We start from the raw sequence: 18,216 nt of genomic DNA, 5'->3' as shown, positions 1-18,216 counted from the left end.
AGGCCGGATGAGCATACGCGTGGAGCGCGAGGGACCCGTCACGACCGTGGTGATCAGCAGGCCGGAGGCGCGCAACGCGATCGACCGCAAGACGGCCGAGGCGCTCGCCGACGCCTTCCGCGACTTCGAGGCGTCCGACGCCGCCGTGGCGGTGCTGTGGGGCGAGGGCGGCACGTTCTGCGCGGGAGCCGACCTCAAGGCGCTCGACAACCACGTCGGCGAGGAAGGCGACGGCCCGATGGGACCGACCCGGATGCGCCTGAGCAAACCGGTCATCGCCGCCGTCGCCGGGCACGCCGTCGCGGGCGGTCTGGAGCTGGCCCTCTGGTGCGACCTGCGGGTGGCCGAGGAGGGGGCGGTGTTCGGGGTCTTCTGCCGCAGGTGGGGCGTGCCGCTCATCGACGGCGGCACCGTAAGGCTGCCGCGGCTCGTCGGCACGTCGCGGGCGATGGACATGATCCTCACCGGCCGTCCCGTCGAAGGCCCCGAGGCGTACGCGTGGGGGCTGGCCAACCGGCTCGTCCCCACCGGCGCCGCGCGGCGGCACGCGGAGGAGCTGGCGCGCGAGATCGCCCGCTTCCCGCAGGCGTGCCTGCGCGGCGACCGCAGGTCGGCGATGGAGCAGGAAGGGCTGAGCGAGGCCGAGGCGATGCGGAACGAGCTGCGCCACGGCCTGCTGTCGCTGCCCGACGCCATGGACGGCGCCGCCCGCTTCACCCGAGGAGCCGGCCGCCACGGTCGCTTCGACCGGTAGCCCGCCGGCTGCCGGGGCTTGTCGGTCCCGCCACGTATCGTGACCGTATGCCTGACATCGAGGTCGCCGGCCGCGAGGTCCGCATCACCAGCCCCGACAAGGTCGTCTTCCCGCAGACCGGCCACACCAAGCTCGACCTGGTCCGCTTCTACCAGGCCGTCGGCGAGGCGGTGCTGCGGGGCGTCCACGGGCGGCCGATGGTGCTCAAGCGGTTCCCGCACGGCATCGACGACGAGCCGTTCTTCCAGAAGCGGGCCCCGGCCAAGCGGCCCGGCTGGATCGAGGTGGCCGAGCTCAAATACCGCTCGGGCCTCAGCGCGCAGGAGGTCGTCTGCACCGACCTGGCCCAGCTGCTGTGGGTGATCAACCTCAACTGCGTCGACCTCAACCCCCACCCCGTGCGCGCCGACGACCTCGGCCGGCCCGACGAGCTGCGCATCGACCTCGACCCGGTGCCGGGCGTCCCGTGGGCGGACGTGCTCGCCACGGCCCAGGTCGCCCGCGAGGTGCTCGCCGACCACGGCCTGGTCGCCTGGCCCAAGACGTCCGGCTCACGCGGTTTCCACGTCTACGCCCGCATCGAGCGGCGCTGGCCGTACGCGAAGGTGCGCAAGGCGGCCGAGACCGTGGCGCGCGAGGTCGAGCGGCGCGCGCCCGGCCTGGCCACCAGCCGGTGGTGGAAGGAGGAGCGCCACGGCGTCTTCGTCGACTTCAACCAGAACGCCTACGACCGCACCGTCGCCTCCGCCTACTCCGTGCGCGCCGTGCCCGACGCCCGCGTGTCCACCCCGCTGACCTGGGACGAAGTGCCCGGGTGCCGGCCCGAGGCGTTCACCGTCGAGACCGTGCCCGAGCGCCTGGCCGAGGCCGGCGACCCGTGGGAGGACATGGACCTCCACCCGGGCGGCCTCGACGGCCTGCTGGCGCTGGCCGAGGAGCTCGGCCCCGCCCCCAAGGCGCCCAAGGGCGCCGGGCGCAGGCAGCAGACCAAGCCGGTCATCGAGATCGCCAGGGCCGAGCACAAGGACGAGGCGATGGCCGGGTTCGAGCGGTGGAAGGCCCGCCATCCCGAGGTCGCCGCCCGCCTGGAGCCCGCCGACGTGCTGGTCGACGGCATGCGCGGGCGCAGCAGCCTGTGGTATCGCATCCGCGTCAACCTCCAGCACGTGCCGGAGGCGGAAAGGCCCGCGCAGGAGCCGCTCGAGGTCGACTACGACCCCTGGCGGGGCTGACTCACCGGCCGGAGATCAGGTCGGCCAGGTGCGCGTACGCCGAGGTCCTGGTGCCGTGCTCGTTCTCGCGCCGGTCCGCGGCCCGGTACAACGCGTAGATCAGCTGCACGCCCGTCCAGCGCAGCGGCTCGGGCTCCCACTGCCGCACCTGCCGTCCCACCCACGGCAGCCCGGTCAGCGGGGTGTCGCGGCGCAGCACGAGGTCGCGCAGCGTGCGCCCGGCCAGGTTCGTCGTGGTGACGCCGCTGCCCACGTAGCCGCCCGCCCAGCCGAGCCCGCTCGCGTGGTCGAGGTGCACGGTCGAGCACCAGTCGCGCGGCACTCCGAGCACCCCGCACCAGGCGTGCTGCACCCGCGCGTCGGCCGCCGCGGGGAAGAGCTTGACGAGCATCCGCCACAGCAGCGCCACCGTCTGCCGCTGCGTGGCCCCCCGCCGGTCCGTACGCGACCCGAACCGGTACGGCACCCCCCGGCCGCCGATCGCGATCCGGTCGTCGGCCGTCCGCTGCGCGTAGACGTACGCGTGCGCGTTGTCCTCCAGCAGTTCGTTGCCCTGCCAGCCGATGTGCTTCCACACCTCGGCGGGCAGCGGCTCGGTGACGATCATCGAGCTGTTCATCGGCAGCCACTGCCGGTGCTGCCCGGCCAGGCCCGCGGTGAAGCCCTCGGTGGCGCGGATGACGTAGTCGGCCAGGACGGCGCCGCGCGGGGTGACCGCCGTGGCCTTGCGGGTGCCCTCGCGCGGCAGGATCGCGGTCACGGTGGTGTCCTCGAAGATGTCGACGCCCATCCCGGCCACCACCCGCGCCAGCCCGACGGCCAGCTTGGCCGGCTGGATGCGGGCGCCGTGCGGTGAGTACGACGCCTCCAGCGCCCCGGCCACCTGCAGGCGTTCGTGCTGCTCGTCGCGGTCGAGCAGGCGCATGTCGTCCTCGCCGTACCCCCAGGAGCGCAGGTCGGCCACGCCCGCGCGCAGCCGGCGCCGCTGGGCGGGGTTCGTCGCGACGTGCAGCAGGCCACCCTTGTGGATGTCGGCGTCGATGCCCTCGGCCTGGGCCACCGCGATGACCTCGTCCACCGAACGGAACATCGCGTGCTGCAGGTCGATCATGGCCTGCCGGCCGCGCGCCTTGGCGTGCCGCCTGCGCGACCCGGCGAACTCGGCGGACAGCCAGCCCCCGTTGCGCCCCGACGCGCCGTACCCGGCGAACTCCTTCTCCAGGATGGCGACGCGCAGCCCGGGGTCGGCCTGCTTGAGGTAGTACGCGGTCCACAGGCCGGTGTAGCCGCCGCCGACGATGGCGACGTCGTAGTCACGCGGCCCGGGCAGGGACGGCCGCCGCGCGGGCAGGCCGATCTGGCGGTACCAGAAGGAGACGTCGCCGTTGGCGAAGTCGGAGGTCAGCGGGATGCCTTTGTTCACCGAACACATTGTCTAGTAGCGCCTGGGGCTCCAACAAGTGGACGAAGTGTAACAAAACGGGACACCGGCCTAGCTTCGTGTCGGACGCTCGTACCCTTCGTCGCCGCCGTATACGTGCAGGTCAGGATCGTTCTCCGGCTGCGTCGCGGGACTGGTCGGCGAGGCGGTGTGCTCGGAGGCGAAGTCGTCGTCGAGCGCGGGGGCGGGGCGCGGGAGCAGGTAGTCGTACCAGGTGATCCCGCCCTTGGGCATGGCGTCGGTGAGCAGGGCGCCCTCGCGCTGGGCGGCGTACAGCCGGCCGGGGTAGCGGACGGACGGACACGGGCGGCGCAGGCCCTCGGCCCGCAGCCAGGTCGTGACCAGCTCGCCGGTGTCGATCACCTGCGGTCCGCCGAAGTCGATCGCCGTGCCGGTCGGGCCGGCGGCGCACAGCTCGGCCACGCGCGCGGCGACCTCTCCGGTGTGCACCGGTTGCCAGCGCAGCGAGCGGTCCACCGGCAGCACCGGCAACGAGCGGAAGCCGCGCAGCCTGCGGTGCAGCCACTGGTGGAACGGGGTCGACCGCAGGACCGTCCAGCCCAGGCCGCTCGCGGCGACCACGCCCTCGGCCTCCAGCTTGTGCTTCAGGTAGCCGTGGGGCGCCCGGTCGGCGCCGACGACCGAGGTCAGCAGCAGGTGCGGCACCCCCGCCTCGCGGGCCAGGATCGCCAGCGTGCGGGTGCCCGGGATGTCCACGGCGCCGCGTCCCTTGCGGCCGCTCGTGGCCAGGTGGGCGATGGCGTCCACCTCCCGTACGGCGTCCGCTACGCCGTCGCCCGAGATGAGGTCGCCCCACCTCCAGTCGACGTTGCCGCTGCTGGCGCGTCGCGAACGGCTCAGCGCCCGCACCTCGTGACCCGCCCGCAGCAGCGCCGGGACCAGAGCCGAGCCCAGCGTGCCGGTGGCTCCCGTGACCAAAATGCGCATGAAGGCCCCCTACCCGTCAATTTCCGGAAATGTCAACGAATCTCGGCCTAGCGTCTGAGCGCCGCTCTCAGGGGTAGGGCGGCACGCATGGCTCGCATCGCATCGGAATCCCTGATCGAACGGCTTGCGGCGTGGGGGGTCGACACCGTCTTCGGCCTGCCGGGCGACGGCATCAACGGCATCATGGAGGGCCTGCGGCGCCACCGTGACCGGGTGCGTTTCGTCCTGGTCCACCACGAGGAGGCCGCCGCCTTCATGGCCACCGGCTACGCCAAGGCCACCGGCCGCGTCGGCGTCTGCCTGGCCACCTCGGGCCCCGGCGGCATCCACCTGCTCAACGGCCTCTACGACGCCAAGCTCGACCACGTGCCCGTGCTGGCCATCACCGGCATGCAGGAGACGTCCGTGCTGGGCACCGGCTACCAGCAGGAGGTCCACCTGGACAAGCTGTTCGCCGACGTGGCCGAGTACAACATGATGATCAGCAACCCGGGACAGCTGCCTTCCCTGGTGGACCTGGCGATCAGGACGTCGTACGCCCGGCGCGGGGTCTCCCACCTGACGTTGCCGAACGACATCCAGGTGGCCGAGGCGGGAGCCGACCCGTACGAGCACGTGGCCCCGGCCCGGGTGCCGCAGACGTCGCCGGTGTTCCTGCAGCCGTCCGGCATCCCGCGGCCCGAGGACCTGGAGTGGGCGGCCGAGGTGCTCAACAAGGCCGAGCGGCCGGCCATGCTGGTCGGGCAGGGCGCGCTGCACGCCCGTGACGAGGTGCTGGCGGTGGCTGAGGCGCTCGGGGCGCCTGTGGTCAAGACGCTGCCCGGCAAGGCGGTCATCCCGGACGACTCGCCGTACACGACCGGCGGGATCGGGCTGCTCGGCACGCGGCCGAGCGAGGAATTGATGGACGAGACCGACGTGCTGTTCATGGTGGGCACGAACTTCCCGTACTCGAAGTTCCTCCCGGATCCGGACAAGACGCGGGTGGTGCAGTTCGAGGCGGACCCGACGAGGGCCGGGGTTCGCGTGCCGACCGACGTGCCGGTGGTGTGCGACGCCAGGGAGGGGCTGCGGGCGCTGCTGCCGCTGCTGAAGCGACGCAACGGAAACGCCCATCTGGCGAAATATCAGAAGATGATGGCCAAGTGGCGGGCCGACATGGACTCCCTGGAGAACCCCGACCGCGACCCCATCGCCCCCCAGTACGCCGCGTCCGTCCTCGACGACCTCGCCGCCGACGACGCCATCCTGACCTGCGACAGCGGCACCATCGCCACCTGGGCCGCGCGCCACTGGACGATCCGCGGCGACCGCCGCTTCTACCTGTCGGGAACGCTCGCCTCGATGGCCAACGGCCTGCCGTACGCCATCGCCATCCAGCACGCCTTCCCGGGCCGCCAGGTCATCGCCTACGTCGGCGACGGCGGCTTCTCGATGCTCATGGCCGAGTTCCTCACCGCCGTCCAGCAGCGGCTGCCGGTCAAGGTGGTGATCAACAACAACAACTCGCTCGGCCAGATCCTGTGGGAGCAGATGGTGCTCGGCTACCCCGAGCACGGCGTCCGGTACGCCGAGCCCGAGGCCGACTTCTCGGCCTGGGCGCGGTCGTGCGGGGGATTCGGGGCGAAGGTCACCAAGGCCGGCGACGTGACCACGGCGATCCGCGAGGCCCTGGCCCACGACGGCCCCGCGCTGGTGGACATCGACGTCAACCCGAACGAGCCGCCCATGCCCGGCAAGGTCTCCTACGACCAGGCCAAGAGTTTCGCCCAGGCGTTCCTGAAGGGCCAGCCGCACCAGGCCGCCATCGCGACCACGCTGTTCAAGGACCGTATCCAGAAGCTGGGGGACTGACGTACGCCGCCGCGATGCCCGCGGCGGCGCTGAGCAGCGGCTCCACCAGGCGCGGCAGCTCGCGGGCACGCCGCGAGGAGACCACGATGCCGAGCGCCGCCACCGCCCGCCCGCCGGCCAGGACCGGCGCCGCCGCCGAGCACGACCCGAGCGTCATCTCCTCGTACGTCAGCGCGTATCCCTGCGCCCGCACCGCCGCCAGCTCCCTGGCCAGCCGCCCGGGCTCGGTGATCGTGTGCGGGGTGGGGCGTTCGAGCTTGCGGGCCAGATACGACGTGACGAACCACTCCGGCTCGTACGCCAGCAGCGCCTTGCCCACGCCCGTCGGATGCATCGGCAGCCGCGCGCCGATCCGCGACACGATCGGCACCGCCCGCCTGCCGTACACCTTGTCGACGTAGAGCACCTCCAGGCCGTCCCTGACCGCGAGGTGCACGTTCTCGCCCGTGGAGGCGAACAGCTCCTGCAGCCACGGGTGGCCGAACTCCCGCAGCCGGTTGGGCGCGAGCTGCCCCAGCTCCCACAGTCGCAGCCCGACCCGCAGCCGCCCGTCGGGGCCGCGGCTGAGCGCCTGCCACCGCTCCAGCTCGCCGACCAGCCGGTGCGCCGTGCTCAGCGGCACCCCGCTGCGCCGGGCCAGCTCGGTCAGCGTCAGCCGGGGGTGCGCCGCGTCGAACGCCCCCAGCAGCGCCAGCACCTTGGACGTCACCGACCGCCCCGGCTCCCGCGATCCGCCCGCCATGAGCCCATCCTTCCATTCAGTGGAAGCGCCGTCTCGGCGAGATCCCGCTCGAAGCAGGATGCTTCCTTCATGCGAACTCAGGTTGCGATCATCGGGGCGGGTCCCGCGGGCCTGCTCCTCTCCCATCTGCTCCACCTGCGCGGCATCTCCTCCGTGGTGCTGGAGAAACGCAGCCGCGACTACGTCGAGCGGCGCGTGCGCGCCGGCGTGCTGGAGCAGGGCACGGTGGACACGCTGATCGAGGCCGGCGTCGGTGAGCGCATGCTGCGCGAAGGGCTGCCGCACCACGGCATCGAGCTGCGGTACGGCGGCGCGGGCCACCGCATCCCGTTCGAGAAGCTCGTCCCGGGCAGGTCCATCACCGTGTACGGCCAGCAGGAGGTGGTCAAGGACCTGATCGCCGCCAGGCTGGCGGCGGGCGGCGACATCCGCTTCGAGGTCGAGGACGTGGCCCTGCACTCGCTGGAGTCCGAGCCGTACGTGACGTTCGGCGGCGAGCGGCTCGACTGCGACGTGATCGCCGGCTGCGACGGGTTCCACGGCGTGTCCAGACCGGCGATCCCCGAGGGCGTGCTGACCGTCTTCGAGAAGGACTATCCGTTTGCCTGGCTCGGCATCCTGGCCGAGGTCGCGCCGTCCTCCGAGGAGCTGATCTACACCAGGACCGAGCGCGGCTTCGCCCTGCACAGCATGCGCTCGCCCACGGTCAGCCGCTTCTACCTGCAGGTCCCGGCCGACGCCCAGCTGGAGGAGTGGCCGGACGAGCGCATCTGGGGCGAGCTGAAGGCCCGGCTGGAGAGCGTACCCGGCTTCACCCTGGCCACCGGCGATATCGTGGAGCGCGGCATCACGCCCATGCGGGCCTTCGTGGCCGAGCCGATGCAGTACGGCCGGCTCCACCTGGCCGGTGACGCCGCCCACATCGTGCCGCCGACCGGCGCCAAGGGGCTCAACCTGGCCGTCGCCGACGTGCGGGTGCTCACCGACGCGCTCGCCGCCTACTTCGAGGACGGCTCGACGGAGCCGCTCGACGGCTACTCGCGGGCCTGCCTCAAGCGGGTGTGGCGGGCGCAGCACTTCTCGTGGTGGATGACGACGCTGCTGCACACGTTCGACGAGGACGACGCGTACGCCCGCCGGCTCCAGCTGTCCTACCTGGACTACGTCACCTCCTCGGAAGCGGCCGCCACCACCCTCGCCGAGAACTACGTCGGGTTGCCCTACTGATCCGGAAAAGGCTGCTGACCTTGGGCGATGCTTTAGAGTTGTTTGGTGCTCTTTGAGGAGGGATGGGCGACTTCGCCCCTGCGCTGGCTGATGAACGCCCTGGGCGACGCCCAGCTCCAGCGGATGGTCGGTGACCCGGGTCTGGTGGCCGCGGTGGACCAGCACGCGGCCTGGCTCCGTGACGCGATCCCGCTCGACCGCGAGACCCTGGGCGACTATCTGCTGGGTTTCCTGGACGAGCTGCGGCACCTCGGCTGGTCCTTCACCGGAGAGTCCGACGCGCCGTCGCTACGCCTGACCGCCGTCTGCTACCTGACCCGCGAGCTCGGCCTCCTCGACGACGGCCTAACCGCCTGACGAACCCCCCCCGCGAACCCCAGCGGTCCCGCCCCGTGCCGGGCGCGCGGAACGTGGGGACATGGCGGCACGCAGTGCTTGGCGCGGTGCTGGACACGACGGCGCCCCGGCCGGTCCCGCCTGGTGTGCGGGCCGTGGGCCGGGGCGCCGGTCCTTCCTGTCGTGCCCTCGGAGTCAGCCCGGAGGCATGTCCGAACGGTGGGAGCCGCCGGTCGTCGGACCGGGCGTGCCGGTGGTGGGGCCGGACGTACCCGCGGTGGGAGTCGTCCGGATGGGAGTCGTCTCCTCCGCCGCCATCGCGCGGGCGTCCTCACGCCCCCGCTGGTACGCCTCCGCGTGTGCCCGCGCCTGCGGAGCCTCCTGCTCCATCCGCCCCAGCCAGCGTTCCCAGCGCTGCTGCATCGGGCGGATGAGCCCGCCCCCGACGCCGATCGCCGCGATCGCGCCGACGGTGGCGAGCACCGTGACGAGCACCGGCGTCGTGACCGTCGTGGCCACGCCGATCTGGTTCAGCGCGGCGATGATGCCGAGCGCCCAGATGAACACCGAGGCCGCGGCAGCCAGCCAGCGCCCGTACGACAGGCCGCCGAGCATGCCGCTCACGATGTCGTGCACGGCCTTGGCCACGGCGCCGGCCACCACGATGATCACGATGGCGACGATGGCCCTGGGCAGCCAGGCCACCACGCCCGTGAGCAGCGCGGAGATCGGGTTGGGTCCGAAGACGCTGAACGCTATCTGCAGGGTGACCAGCAGAATGGCGTAGTAAACGATCTTGGCGAGCAGGTCGCTGGCGTCGTACTTGCTCCGTTCCAGCATCCGCCGCACGCCACTGCGCTCCACGGCCCGGTCGAAGCCGACCCGTTCGAGCACCTTGTCGACGAGCTTGGCCAGCAGTTTGGCCACGATCCACCCGATGACGAGAATCACCAGGAACGCGACCAGTCTTGGAACGAACGTTGCTATTTGCCGGAGTACGTCCGTTAGTGCTTGGCCGATGTTGATGTCCACGGTTTCCTCCTCCGAGGAGCCAATGCCTCGGCGCTACCCGTACCGAAACCGTGTATGCACAGAGAGCCACCAAAACTTCTCACAAGGCGACATTTCGCCGGAAGTCATCATTAGGTAGGTAGCAAGCGGAAAGTCACCCGGTTAGGGTGATCGTCGTGCAGCGCAGCCGCCTGTACGCCCTCCTCGTCGACACCCCGGCGGCCGGGGCCGGGGAAAGCGTCGGCCTTTGCGCTCGGCGCGACCGCCCACTCGCTACCCGGTTACGAGCAGTTCATCTCCCTGCACGGGGCCGTCCCCGGCCTCGCCGTGGCCGTGCAGGCGGTCGGTGACGACGCCCCGCGCTTCCACGTGGACATCGAGACCGACGACGTCGAGGTCGAGACCCGCCGCCTGCTCGCGCTGGGCGCGCGCGAGGTGACGCGCCGGCAGGAGTGCCGCATTCTGCGCGCACCCGGCGGTCACCTGATGTGCGTGCTCCCCGTCGAGAAGCGACCGCGAGCTCTTCGAGGCGGAGTCCACAACCTGGCCCTGACGCCGGGCCCCTGTCAGGCACGCCGCTGCCGTGCCTCCACCCGGTCCCGCTCAGCCGTGCCGCCGGCCGCGACCGGCATTCCAGCCACCGCTGCGCGGTGATCGAGAACGGCGCCGACGATCGACAAGGTCGTCCAGCAGCTTGAGGAGCTGGTCCGACCAGGGGTTGCAGGAACAGGCGCTCCACCGCTTCCAGCGGCTCCCGGGGGACCGCTTCCGCCCGGCCGGCACGCGGAAGGCGAGGAGCATGGGGCTACCCGCGCGCCGCCAGTCCGTACATCGCCGTGGAGAGCAGGCGCTCCATCAGGTCTGACGGCCCTCCTGGCTGCTGCGCCGCCCAGGCCAGGCCGATGGCGAGCGCGATCACCTCGTAGACCGTGAGGTCGGGGCGCACCTGCCCGGCCTCCTGGGCGCGCCCCAGCAGCCGTGCACCGGAGGCTCGCATGGCGGCGCAGGACACGTGCAGCTCGGAGCTCTCGTCGGTCAGTGCCGCCATGATCGATTGCGGTAGTCCCTGATAGGTGCGCGTGCTGGCGGCCAGGTCGTTCAGCCACGTCAGCAGCGCGTCGTGCGGCGTGTGCGACGGCGAGGCGAGTAGCTGCTCGGCCCGCTCGCGCAACGTGTCGAAGTTGCTGTCGAGGATGGCCTCAAGGAGAGCCTCACGCGTGGGGAAGTGCCGGTAGAGCGTGCCGATCCCGACTCCCGCTCGCCGGGCGACCTCGCGCAACGACGCGTCTCGCCCGCGCCGGCGCCCACCTGGTCGTCGGGGACATGGACGACCGGGACAGCATCGACGCCGCCATCCGCGGCGCGTACGGCGTGTTCAGCGTCCAGCCCGCCTTCATCGCACCCGACTACGCCGAGAACGAGCTGCGACGCGGTCTGAACGTCGTCGACGCCGCGATGGCCGCAGGCGTCCGGCACCTCGTCTACGCGTCCGTGGCCAATGCCGACCGGGCCACCGGCATTCCCCACTGGGAGATCAAAGGGAAGATCGAGCAGTACATCCGAGCGCACGACGTACCCGCCACGGTGCTGCGCCCGGTGACGTTCATGGAGAACTTCGCCGACCCGACGTACGGCGTCCGCGGTGCGGCCTCCCTCATCCGGACGTTCCCAGCCGACGTGACGGTCCAGCTCATCGCCCTCGAGGACATCGGCGCGTTCGCCGCGTCAGCCTTCGCCGCCCCCGACCGGTTCCTCGGCCGGACGCTGGAACTGGCCGGCGACGAGCTGACGCCGCACCGGATCGCCGCGGCGATCGGCCGGGCGACCGGACATGACGTGGCCCTACCAGCTCCCCCTCCCGGCGGACCCGGAGGGACGACGTCGTTCTGTGACTGGCAGGCCGACATCCCCGCGCTGCGGAAGCTGCACCCGGGTCTGCTGGATTTCGGCAGCTGGCTCTCAAGAGAAGGAAAGCCACTGCTGGAGAAGCACTTCCGGCGCCACGGCCACCGCTGACGAGCCGGCCCGCCGGACTGGGCGTGCGGCCGAACCGCCCTACGAGAAAGAGAGTCACCGACATGCGCGCGATCGTCACCGCTCACCCAGGTTCGGACGACGAGGTAGAAACGGTGGACCTGCCCGATCCGCGGCCCGCGGCGGGGCAGATCCGGATCAGGATGGCCGGAGCCGCGATCAACGCGGCCGATCTTCACATCATCGACGACGCCGGCGGTGCGGCCAGAGGAGGCGGCCCCGCGCCGCGCGCCGGCCTGGGGCTGGACGTGGCGGGCGTCGTCGACATGGTGGGTCCCGGCGTCCACGACCTCGCCGTCGGCACGCCGGTCGCGGCACTCCACCTCCCGCACGCTCCGCACGCCACCGCGGGAACGGCCGCCGAGTACGTGATCGTCCCAGCCGCCGATGCGGCGCCGGTCCCGGACGGGGTCGACCTACTGGACGCGGCCACCGTTCCACTCAACTCACTGACCGCCGCGCAGCTCCTTGCCCTGCTCGGCCCGTACAGCGGCAGGCGACTGCTGGTCACCGGCGCCGCCGGCGGGGTCGGTGGTCACGCGGTGGCACTCGCCGCCCGCGCCGGCTGGAGAGTCACCGGGCTCGCCCGCGCGACGGATGAGGGCTTTTTGACCAGGGCCGGAGCAGCGGACGCGATCACAACCCTCGACAGGGCGATCGGCTTCGACGCGGTGCTGGACACCGCCCTGCTGAAGGAGGCGGCGCTGCGGCCGGTCCGCGATCACGGCGGCTACGTGGGCGTCTTCCCCGGCCTCGAACCCGCGTCCGTACGCGGCATCACCGTCACCTCGGCGGGGTGGTCCCCGACGGCACCCTCCTACGGGAGATGCTGGCGCTGACCGCGCAGGGAATCCTGGAACCGCGGCGGGCGGGAACAGTGCCGCTGGACAAGGCCGCGTTCGCGTACCGCGCTTTCCGCGCCGGCGGACACCGCGGCCGATGGGTACTCACGAGCTGACGCCGGCCACTGCGGTCGATCGGCAACCGGACGAGCATCACGTAGCGCGTGGTCCGCTCGACCAGGGTGCCGATGGCCGAGTTGCCGTTACGACGACCACAAGAAGAGAAGCTTCGAGCACGGAGCCTTCCAGCCCTTCGCCTTCTTCGTAGAGCTTGCCGGGACGCTCATCCTCGTCACGCGGCGCCCAGAGGCGGCAGCGGAATACGTGGCGGGAGAGGTGAGGCACGCTTCGTCTCGACGGGGGAGTGGCCCCGGAGCCGTCGTCGCCGCCCACGATCAAGCCCTCACCGGATCACCGGTGAGGGCTGCTGGCGTTTTCGGGTGGGGAGTTTCGGATATCGGTCATATTCGCTCTACGGCCATCGCTTTCGCCATGTCGAGGGTCAGGCCCTCTTGCGCAGGATGGTGAGGATGGAGAGGCCGACGACGGCCAGACCGCAGAAGGCCACTCCACCCGTCTTGAAGGCGTCCAGCGGATTGGCGCCCATCACGCCGATCGCGAGTCCACAGACCACGCCCGCGATCGCCGCGACGCATAGCGTCACCAGGACGTAGACCACGTCATTCACTGTTGCTCCCTCCCCGCGAAGATCTACGGATTGATAGGGGAGCAATGTAAGCGACCAGAAGTCTCAGGCGCCACGGCAACCGCCCTGGCGTCGTTTCATAACTTCCTAAAATCTCTTCTTGGGGTCTGCGTGACCATCCCGGCCCGTCGCCTAAGAAGCCGCAAAATCCCAGCCGCTCGAAGAACCTTCGTGTACACGACGCCCTTGGCCGGAACGACAAGAAGCCCCAGCCGGTCGGCGTACGCCAAGGCTGGGGCTCTGTCTGGTGGTGGACGATACTGGGATTGAACCAGTGACCTCTTCCGTGTCAGGGAAGCGCTCTCCCGCTGAGCTAATCGTCCGTATTGAGTTGTCACTCAGAGCGGAAGACGGGATTCGAACCCGCGACCCTCACCTTGGCAAGGTGATGCTCTACCCCTGAGCCACTTCCGCATGGCGCTGTCGTTACTTTACCGGATCCCGGAGGGTCCGATGGTCGCCGAGGTGGAGACGGGATTTGAACCCGTGTAGACGGCTTTGCAGGCCGCTGCCTCGCCTCTCGGCCACTCCACCAGGAGTCGTGCTCCGAGCGGAAGACGGGATTCGAACCCGCGACCCTCACCTTGGCAAGGTGATGCTCTACCCCTGAGCCACTTCCGCGTGACGCCTCGGCCGCTCGCGCGCCGGGCCACGGGAAAACCATATCGTCTCCCGGGAGTGCCCGTGCGCACGGAGCGTCCGGCGGCGGCCAAATTCAGCGGATCAATCGCACATCCTTCGCCATGACGAACATCACCCGGTGGCCCAGCTGGATCTGGTGGTAGCGCGTGGTGCCTGTGGTGGTGACGTGTCGGGCGGGGTTGAACGCGTTCGCGGCGTAGTAGGAGCCGGTGACGGTGTCGCCCACGGTGTACCGCTGCCCGGGCGCGATCCGGTACTTCAGCGGCGCCAGCCGCTGGTAGGCGGCGCTGGTGTACGCCGATCGCTCCGGATACGCGCGCCCGTACACCTTCACGTCCGCCGACAGCGGCGTGACCACCGGGCCCCTGGCCGGGACGGCGGTCGGCCTGCCCGCCGGGTTGTGGAACCACGCCTTCTGGCCGAGGTACCAGATGGCCGTCCAGTCGCCCCGCCGCTCGGCGACCGCGAAGCGCTGGCCGGTGGAGGCGCGGGCGCTGTGGTCGTACACGCTGTACGTGCTCGGTCTTCCCCCGCGCTTGCCGATGTCGAGCACCAGGGGAGCCCGGTGGCTGGGCGACTTGTGCAGCCACACCGTGGAGGCCCCGTGCGGGGGGCAGCGCTTCGACGCGTCGCCGCTCACGCAGCCGGTGAAACGCGGCCGGTGGGAGTTGTACGACGGCCGGATGAGGACGGAGTCGCCGCCCCTGGCCGCCCGGAACGGCTTGTCCATGAGGTCGAAGTAGTGAGCCCAGTCCCAGTACGGCCCCGGGTCCTCGTGCATGCCGGCGACGGTGCCCGGCGTCGTGCCGGGCACGTTGTCGTGGCCGAGGATGTGGGCCCGGTCGAGCGGGATGTCGTGCTTGGCGGCCAGGTGCTTCACCAGCCTGGCCGACGACCGGTACATCGCCTCGGTGTACCAGGTGCCGCCCTTGGCCAGATAGCCCTCGTGCTCGATGCCGATCGAGCGGGTGTTGACATCCCAGTTGCCCGCGTGCCAGGCGATGTCCTTCGTCGGCACGTGCTGGGCGACATGTCCGTCACGGGAGCGGATCGTGTAGTGCCAGCTCACGTACTTCGGGTTGCGCACCATCGACGGGATGCCCTGGTAGGTGCCCTCGGTGTCGTGGATGACGATGTAGTCGATCCTGCGCTCGCGGGTCAGGCGGTCGTGGTTGCCGTAGTCACGATCGCCCTTCTTGCCCCACTGCTTGTACGCGGCCGGCATCCACTCGCAGCGCAGCGACGATGGGCACTCCGCCCTCCCGCCCGCCGCCTTGGTCCCCGCGGCCGACCGCGGGGCGTCGGCGCCGGGCGCCCAGCCGCGGTCGGTGTTCTCCTCCCCGGCCCACCAGTCCTCCTCGGCGGATTCACCGCCGGGCAGGTCCGGCACGGGGTCGAGCCGGACGAGGTGGCCGTCGTCGGTACGGCGCTCCACCCCCTCCCGCATGACGGAGAAGACCTCGTCGGCGAAGGCCCGGGAGGCGTCCGGGTCGTCGGTGCCCGCGTACTTCGCCACGGCGTCGTACCAGTCCGACGGGTCGGAGCTGGGGCGCCGCTGGTAGGAGGCGAGCAGGGCGGCGCCGGCGCGGATGTTCGCGGACGGGTCCTCGCGCAGGCGGGTGGGCGCCACGCCGATCAGCCGGCCCGCCTCGGGCAGCGTCGTGCGGTGCGCCGGCGTCGCGGTGCGCAGCGCGGAGGAGGCCGGCGGGCCGCCGGGTGCGATCGCCATCGGGCGGGCCTCGTCGCCGCGCGGGTCGCCGAGGGCGTCGCCGATCCCGTCAGTCGCCTCGGCGGGGAACGCGTCCACCAGGTGCATCGGGCCGTAGCCGCCGGCCGTGCTGGGCCGCCCGCCGTTGGCGTCCCACCGCGACTCCAGGTACGCGACGCCGAGCAGCACGCTTTCCGGCACGCCGTACTCGCGGGCCGCGGCGGCGAAGTCGGCCTGCCGCCCTTCGGCGCGCGCGGCGCCCGCGGGGGACCGCGCGCCGGAGTCCCGCCGTTCGACGTCGGCGGGTGCGGTGAGTACGCCGGCCGCCAGGACGGCGGCGAGCCAGAGCTGCATGAACATCTCCCCCAGGAACGTCACGATATGACTACGCTCCGTAACCGTTCCCCGGAAACCGATGTGTCAGACGGGGCGGATGTTACAGATGCGACTCGGGGCTACTGGGTGCTTTGCCCTGATTTGTAGGGGTATGTAGCAGAGTGACGCTCGTAACCCCGTCAGGCGTCGTTCAGCGTTAATCCTGCCCGATTTCGGGCAGAATGTTGCTGTGTCTCATTCCAGAGCCGTAGGGTCCTCGTCTGTGTCAGCGGCCCGGCATCCGTACGAAGATCTCATCGACCACCTCACGAGCACGACGCCGCTCGGCCAGGGGGAGGCGGCCCGTGTGGTGGCAGACGTGCTGGCGTACTTCTCCGAGACCACCGAAGAGTTCGTCCGCCGCCGTCACGGGGAGTTGAAGCGGCACGGCTTCACCAACGACGAGATCTTCCCGAGGATCGCCGCCGAATTAGGCGCTCGCCGGGTGGCCGCCCCCAAGCTGTCGCTCAGACAACTACGCCGGATCATCTACGGATAGAGGAGACCTTGATGTGCGGAATCGTGGCCTATGTCGGCCCCAAGGACGCCGCGCCCATCCTGCTGGAGGGACTGCAGCGGCTCGAATACCGGGGCTACGACTCGGCCGGTGTCGTGGTGTCCAACAAGGGCCTGAAGCTGCGCAAGGTCAAGGGCAGGGTGGCCGACCTGGCCAAGGTGGTCCCGGCCCGGTTCAAGGGCAACCTCGGCATCGGCCACACCCGATGGGCCACGCACGGCGTCCCGAGTGACGTCAACGCCCACCCTCACCTGTCCGCCGACGAGCGCATCGCGGTGGTGCACAACGGCATCATCGAGAACGCCGCCGAGCTGCGCGCCAAGCTGGAGGCCGACGGCGTGGTGTTCGCCTCCGAGACCGACACCGAGGTGCTCGCCCACCTGATCGCGCACGCGGCCGACGAGAACGACACGCTGGAGGAGGCGGTCAGGAAGACCCTCAAGAGCGTCGTGGGCACGTACGGCATCGCCGTCATCGACTCCGAGCGGCCCGGCGAGGTGGTCGTGGCGCGCAACGGCAGCCCGATCGTGGTCGGCATCGGCGAGAAGGAGATGTTCGCCGCCTCCGACGTGGCCGCGCTCGTCCGCTACACCCGCCAGGTCGTGCACCTGGAGGACGGCGAGCTGGCCGTGCTCAAGGCCGACGGCTTCCACACCTTCGCCAGCGACGCCCGCGAGACGGCCAAGGAGCCGCTGACCGTCGACTGGGACGCCGGCCACTACGACACCGGCGGCTACGAGCACTACCTGCTCAAGGAGATCTCCGAGCAGCCCGAGACGGTCACCCGCACCATGAGCGGCCGGCTCGACGAGCGTTTCCACGTCGCCCACCTCGGCGGGCTCAACATGGACGCCCGCGAGACCCGCTCGTTCCGCCGGGTGAAGATCATCGGCTGCGGGTCGGCGTACTACTCGGGGCAGATCGGCGCGCAGCTCATCGAGGAGCTGGCGCGCATCCCGTCCGACGCCGAGCCGGCCAGCGAGTTCCGCTACCGCAACCCGGTCGTCGACCCCGACACGCTCTACGTCGCCATCAGCCAGTCGGGGGAGACCTACGACACGCTCGCCGCCGTGCAGGAGCTCAAGCGCAAGGGCGGCCGGGTCATCGGCATCGTCAACGCGGTCGGCAGCGCCATCGCCCGCGAGGTCGACGGCGGCATCTACCTGCACGCCGGCCCCGAGGTCTCGGTGGCCTCGACCAAGGCGTTCACCTCGACGGCGGTGGCGTTCGCGCTGCTCGCGCTGCACCTCGGACGGGTGCGTGACCTCTCGCCCGCCGACGGGCGGCGCATCGTGGAGGGCCTGCGCCGGCTGCCCGGGCAGATCGGGGAGATCCTCGCCCAGAGCGACAAGATCGCCGAACTGGCCAAGAAGTACGCCGGTCACCCGAGCATGATGTTCGTCGGCCGCGTGCGCGGCTACCCGGTCGCCCGCGAGGGCGCGCAGAAGCTCAAGGAGATCTCGTACGTCCACGCCGAGGCGTACCCGGCGAGCGAGCTCAAGCACGGCCCGCTCGCGCTGATCGGCCCGGACATGCCGACGGTCGCCATCGTCCCCGATGACGAGCTGCTCGACAAGAACCTCACGACGCTCGGCGAGATCCGCGCCAGGGGCGGCCAGGTGCTCATGGTCGGTCACCGCGAGCCCTCCGCCAAGCTGGCCGACGACGTGATCGTGATCCCGAGGAACGAGATCGAGCTCGACCCGATCCTGCTGGCGATCCCGCTGCAGCTCTTCGCGTACTACGCTGCTGTGGCGCTGGGCCGCGACGTGGACAAGCCGCGCAACCTAGCCAAGAGCGTGACAGTTGAGTAATTAACTCTATTTCAGCAACAATCATCCCAGGGT

18 protein-coding genes and 4 tRNA genes are annotated in these 18,216 nt (G+C 70.9%); 11 read left to right on the top strand and 11 right to left on the bottom strand.

The genetic code is table 11. The features are described 5' to 3' along the window. Window positions 1-7 precede the first annotated feature (7 nt). Both ACIBP6_RS25260 and ligD read left to right on the top strand, forming a co-directional pair. Window positions 8-754, top strand: a complete 747-nt coding sequence (locus tag ACIBP6_RS25260) for a crotonase/enoyl-CoA hydratase family protein (protein WP_397055893.1) — start codon at window positions 8-10, stop codon at window positions 752-754. Window positions 755-801: 47 nt separating this feature from the next. Then, window positions 802-1,986, top strand: a complete 1,185-nt coding sequence (gene ligD, locus ACIBP6_RS25255) for a non-homologous end-joining DNA ligase (RefSeq protein WP_397055892.1) — start codon at window positions 802-804, stop codon at window positions 1,984-1,986. Between the two features lies 1 nt (window position 1,987). Here the strand turns inward: ligD and ACIBP6_RS25250 are convergent, their stop codons facing one another. Both ACIBP6_RS25250 and ACIBP6_RS25245 read right to left on the bottom strand, forming a co-directional pair. After that, the gene (locus tag ACIBP6_RS25250) at window positions 1,988-3,418 is read right to left on the bottom strand and encodes an NAD(P)/FAD-dependent oxidoreductase (RefSeq protein ID WP_397055890.1); all 1,431 of its coding nucleotides are present in this window, start codon (window positions 3,416-3,418) and stop codon (window positions 1,988-1,990) included. Window positions 3,419-3,478: 60 nt separating this feature from the next. Beyond that, complete coding sequence (locus ACIBP6_RS25245; RefSeq protein WP_397055888.1) at window positions 3,479-4,375, bottom strand: SDR family oxidoreductase; 897 nt, start codon at window positions 4,373-4,375, stop codon at window positions 3,479-3,481. Window positions 4,376-4,462: 87 nt separating this feature from the next. Between ACIBP6_RS25245 and ACIBP6_RS25240 the strand changes: the two genes are divergently transcribed. Continuing rightward, the gene (locus ACIBP6_RS25240) at window positions 4,463-6,229 is read left to right on the top strand and encodes a thiamine pyrophosphate-dependent enzyme (RefSeq protein WP_397055886.1); all 1,767 of its coding nucleotides are present in this window, start codon (window positions 4,463-4,465) and stop codon (window positions 6,227-6,229) included. On the opposite strand, the gene ACIBP6_RS25235 is transcribed toward ACIBP6_RS25240, so the two are convergent. Beyond that, entirely contained in the window at window positions 6,198-6,971 is a 774-nt protein-coding gene (locus tag ACIBP6_RS25235) for an IclR family transcriptional regulator (protein ID WP_397055884.1), read from the bottom strand. The two genes, ACIBP6_RS25240 and ACIBP6_RS25235, sit on opposite strands and share 32 nt — an antisense overlap. 69 nt (window positions 6,972-7,040) lie before the next feature. Here ACIBP6_RS25235 and pobA point away from each other — a divergent pair, with 69 nt between their 5' ends. Beyond that, entirely contained in the window at window positions 7,041-8,198 is a 1,158-nt protein-coding gene (gene pobA / locus ACIBP6_RS25230; RefSeq protein ID WP_397055882.1) for a 4-hydroxybenzoate 3-monooxygenase, read from the top strand. Between the two features lie 45 nt (window positions 8,199-8,243). Then, a complete protein-coding gene (locus tag ACIBP6_RS25225) occupies window positions 8,244-8,555 on the top strand; it encodes a DUF6401 family natural product biosynthesis protein (protein ID WP_397055880.1) in 312 nt (103 codons plus the stop codon). A gap of 174 nt (window positions 8,556-8,729) precedes the next feature. On the opposite strand, the gene ACIBP6_RS25220 is transcribed toward ACIBP6_RS25225, so the two are convergent. Then, a complete protein-coding gene (locus ACIBP6_RS25220) occupies window positions 8,730-9,560 on the bottom strand; it encodes a mechanosensitive ion channel family protein (protein ID WP_397057075.1) in 831 nt (276 codons plus the stop codon). Between the two features lie 312 nt (window positions 9,561-9,872). Here ACIBP6_RS25220 and ACIBP6_RS25215 point away from each other — a divergent pair, with 312 nt between their 5' ends. Further along, window positions 9,873-10,199 carry a VOC family protein gene (locus ACIBP6_RS25215; protein WP_397055878.1) on the top strand — a complete coding sequence of 109 codons (327 nt, stop codon included), beginning with the start codon at window positions 9,873-9,875 and terminating at the stop codon, window positions 10,197-10,199. 151 nt (window positions 10,200-10,350) lie between these two features. Here ACIBP6_RS25215 and ACIBP6_RS25210 read toward each other — a convergent pair whose 3' ends face one another. Beyond that, entirely contained in the window at window positions 10,351-10,824 is a 474-nt protein-coding gene (locus ACIBP6_RS25210; protein WP_397055876.1) for a TetR/AcrR family transcriptional regulator, read from the bottom strand. A gap of 44 nt (window positions 10,825-10,868) precedes the next feature. Between ACIBP6_RS25210 and ACIBP6_RS25205 the strand changes: the two genes are divergently transcribed. From ACIBP6_RS25205 to ACIBP6_RS25195, 3 genes are all read left to right on the top strand, one after another. After that, a complete protein-coding gene (locus ACIBP6_RS25205) occupies window positions 10,869-11,561 on the top strand; it encodes an NmrA family NAD(P)-binding protein (RefSeq protein ID WP_397055874.1) in 693 nt (230 codons plus the stop codon). Between the two features lie 62 nt (window positions 11,562-11,623). Beyond that, window positions 11,624-12,418, top strand: coding sequence for an alcohol dehydrogenase catalytic domain-containing protein (locus ACIBP6_RS25200; protein WP_397055872.1), 795 nt, complete (start codon window positions 11,624-11,626; stop codon window positions 12,416-12,418). Then, window positions 12,406-12,537 (top strand): hypothetical protein, encoded by a 132-nt coding sequence (locus tag ACIBP6_RS25195; RefSeq protein WP_397055870.1) that lies wholly within the window; start codon window positions 12,406-12,408, stop codon window positions 12,535-12,537. The genes ACIBP6_RS25200 and ACIBP6_RS25195 overlap by 13 nt, the downstream gene beginning before the upstream one ends. 386 nt (window positions 12,538-12,923) lie before the next feature. Here the strand turns inward: ACIBP6_RS25195 and ACIBP6_RS25190 are convergent, their stop codons facing one another. The 6 genes from ACIBP6_RS25190 to ACIBP6_RS25165 form a co-directional block, all read right to left on the bottom strand. Further along, a complete protein-coding gene (locus ACIBP6_RS25190; protein ID WP_132613864.1) occupies window positions 12,924-13,109 on the bottom strand; it encodes a hypothetical protein in 186 nt (61 codons plus the stop codon). Window positions 13,110-13,375: 266 nt separating this feature from the next. Beyond that, window positions 13,376-13,450 (bottom strand) — tRNA-Val (locus tag ACIBP6_RS25185). Window positions 13,451-13,469: 19 nt separating this feature from the next. Further along, window positions 13,470-13,541 (bottom strand) — tRNA-Gly (locus tag ACIBP6_RS25180). A 49-nt stretch (window positions 13,542-13,590) separates the two neighbouring features. Further along, window positions 13,591-13,661, bottom strand: a tRNA-Cys gene (locus ACIBP6_RS25175). A 15-nt stretch (window positions 13,662-13,676) separates the two neighbouring features. Beyond that, window positions 13,677-13,748: transfer RNA gene (locus ACIBP6_RS25170), tRNA-Gly, on the bottom strand. A gap of 94 nt (window positions 13,749-13,842) precedes the next feature. Next, a complete protein-coding gene (locus ACIBP6_RS25165) occupies window positions 13,843-15,855 on the bottom strand; it encodes an N-acetylmuramoyl-L-alanine amidase (RefSeq protein WP_397055868.1) in 2,013 nt (670 codons plus the stop codon). A 220-nt stretch (window positions 15,856-16,075) separates the two neighbouring features. Here ACIBP6_RS25165 and ACIBP6_RS25160 point away from each other — a divergent pair, with 220 nt between their 5' ends. Both ACIBP6_RS25160 and glmS read left to right on the top strand, forming a co-directional pair. Beyond that, window positions 16,076-16,351, top strand: a complete 276-nt coding sequence (locus tag ACIBP6_RS25160) for a hypothetical protein (protein ID WP_397055866.1) — start codon at window positions 16,076-16,078, stop codon at window positions 16,349-16,351. An 11-nt stretch (window positions 16,352-16,362) separates the two neighbouring features. After that, window positions 16,363-18,183, top strand: a complete 1,821-nt coding sequence (gene glmS / locus ACIBP6_RS25155) for a glutamine--fructose-6-phosphate transaminase (isomerizing) (RefSeq protein ID WP_397055864.1) — start codon at window positions 16,363-16,365, stop codon at window positions 18,181-18,183. Window positions 18,184-18,216 lie beyond the last annotated feature (33 nt).

This window comes from Nonomuraea terrae, assembly GCF_044465245.1.
GTDB lineage: Bacteria > Actinomycetota > Actinomycetes > Streptosporangiales > Streptosporangiaceae > Nonomuraea > Nonomuraea terrae.
This window is presented reverse-complemented; position numbering and strand designations above follow the sequence as displayed.

Coding starts and splice junctions, on each gene's coding strand:
- ACIBP6_RS25260 (WP_397055893.1), top strand. CDS start 8: ATGAGCATACGCGTGGAGCGCGAGGGACCCGTCACGACCGTGGTGATC.
- ligD (WP_397055892.1), top strand. CDS start 802: ATGCCTGACATCGAGGTCGCCGGCCGCGAGGTCCGCATCACCAGCCCC.
- ACIBP6_RS25250 (WP_397055890.1), bottom strand. CDS start 3,418: ATGTGTTCGGTGAACAAAGGCATCCCGCTGACCTCCGACTTCGCCAAC.
- ACIBP6_RS25245 (WP_397055888.1), bottom strand. CDS start 4,375: ATGCGCATTTTGGTCACGGGAGCCACCGGCACGCTGGGCTCGGCTCTG.
- ACIBP6_RS25240 (WP_397055886.1), top strand. CDS start 4,463: ATGGCTCGCATCGCATCGGAATCCCTGATCGAACGGCTTGCGGCGTGG.
- ACIBP6_RS25235 (WP_397055884.1), bottom strand. CDS start 6,971: ATGGCGGGCGGATCGCGGGAGCCGGGGCGGTCGGTGACGTCCAAGGTG.
- pobA (WP_397055882.1), top strand. CDS start 7,041: ATGCGAACTCAGGTTGCGATCATCGGGGCGGGTCCCGCGGGCCTGCTC.
- ACIBP6_RS25205 (WP_397055874.1), top strand. CDS start 10,869: ATGGACGACCGGGACAGCATCGACGCCGCCATCCGCGGCGCGTACGGC.
- ACIBP6_RS25200 (WP_397055872.1), top strand. CDS start 11,624: ATGCGCGCGATCGTCACCGCTCACCCAGGTTCGGACGACGAGGTAGAA.
- ACIBP6_RS25195 (WP_397055870.1), top strand. CDS start 12,406: ATGCTGGCGCTGACCGCGCAGGGAATCCTGGAACCGCGGCGGGCGGGA.
- glmS (WP_397055864.1), top strand. CDS start 16,363: ATGTGCGGAATCGTGGCCTATGTCGGCCCCAAGGACGCCGCGCCCATC.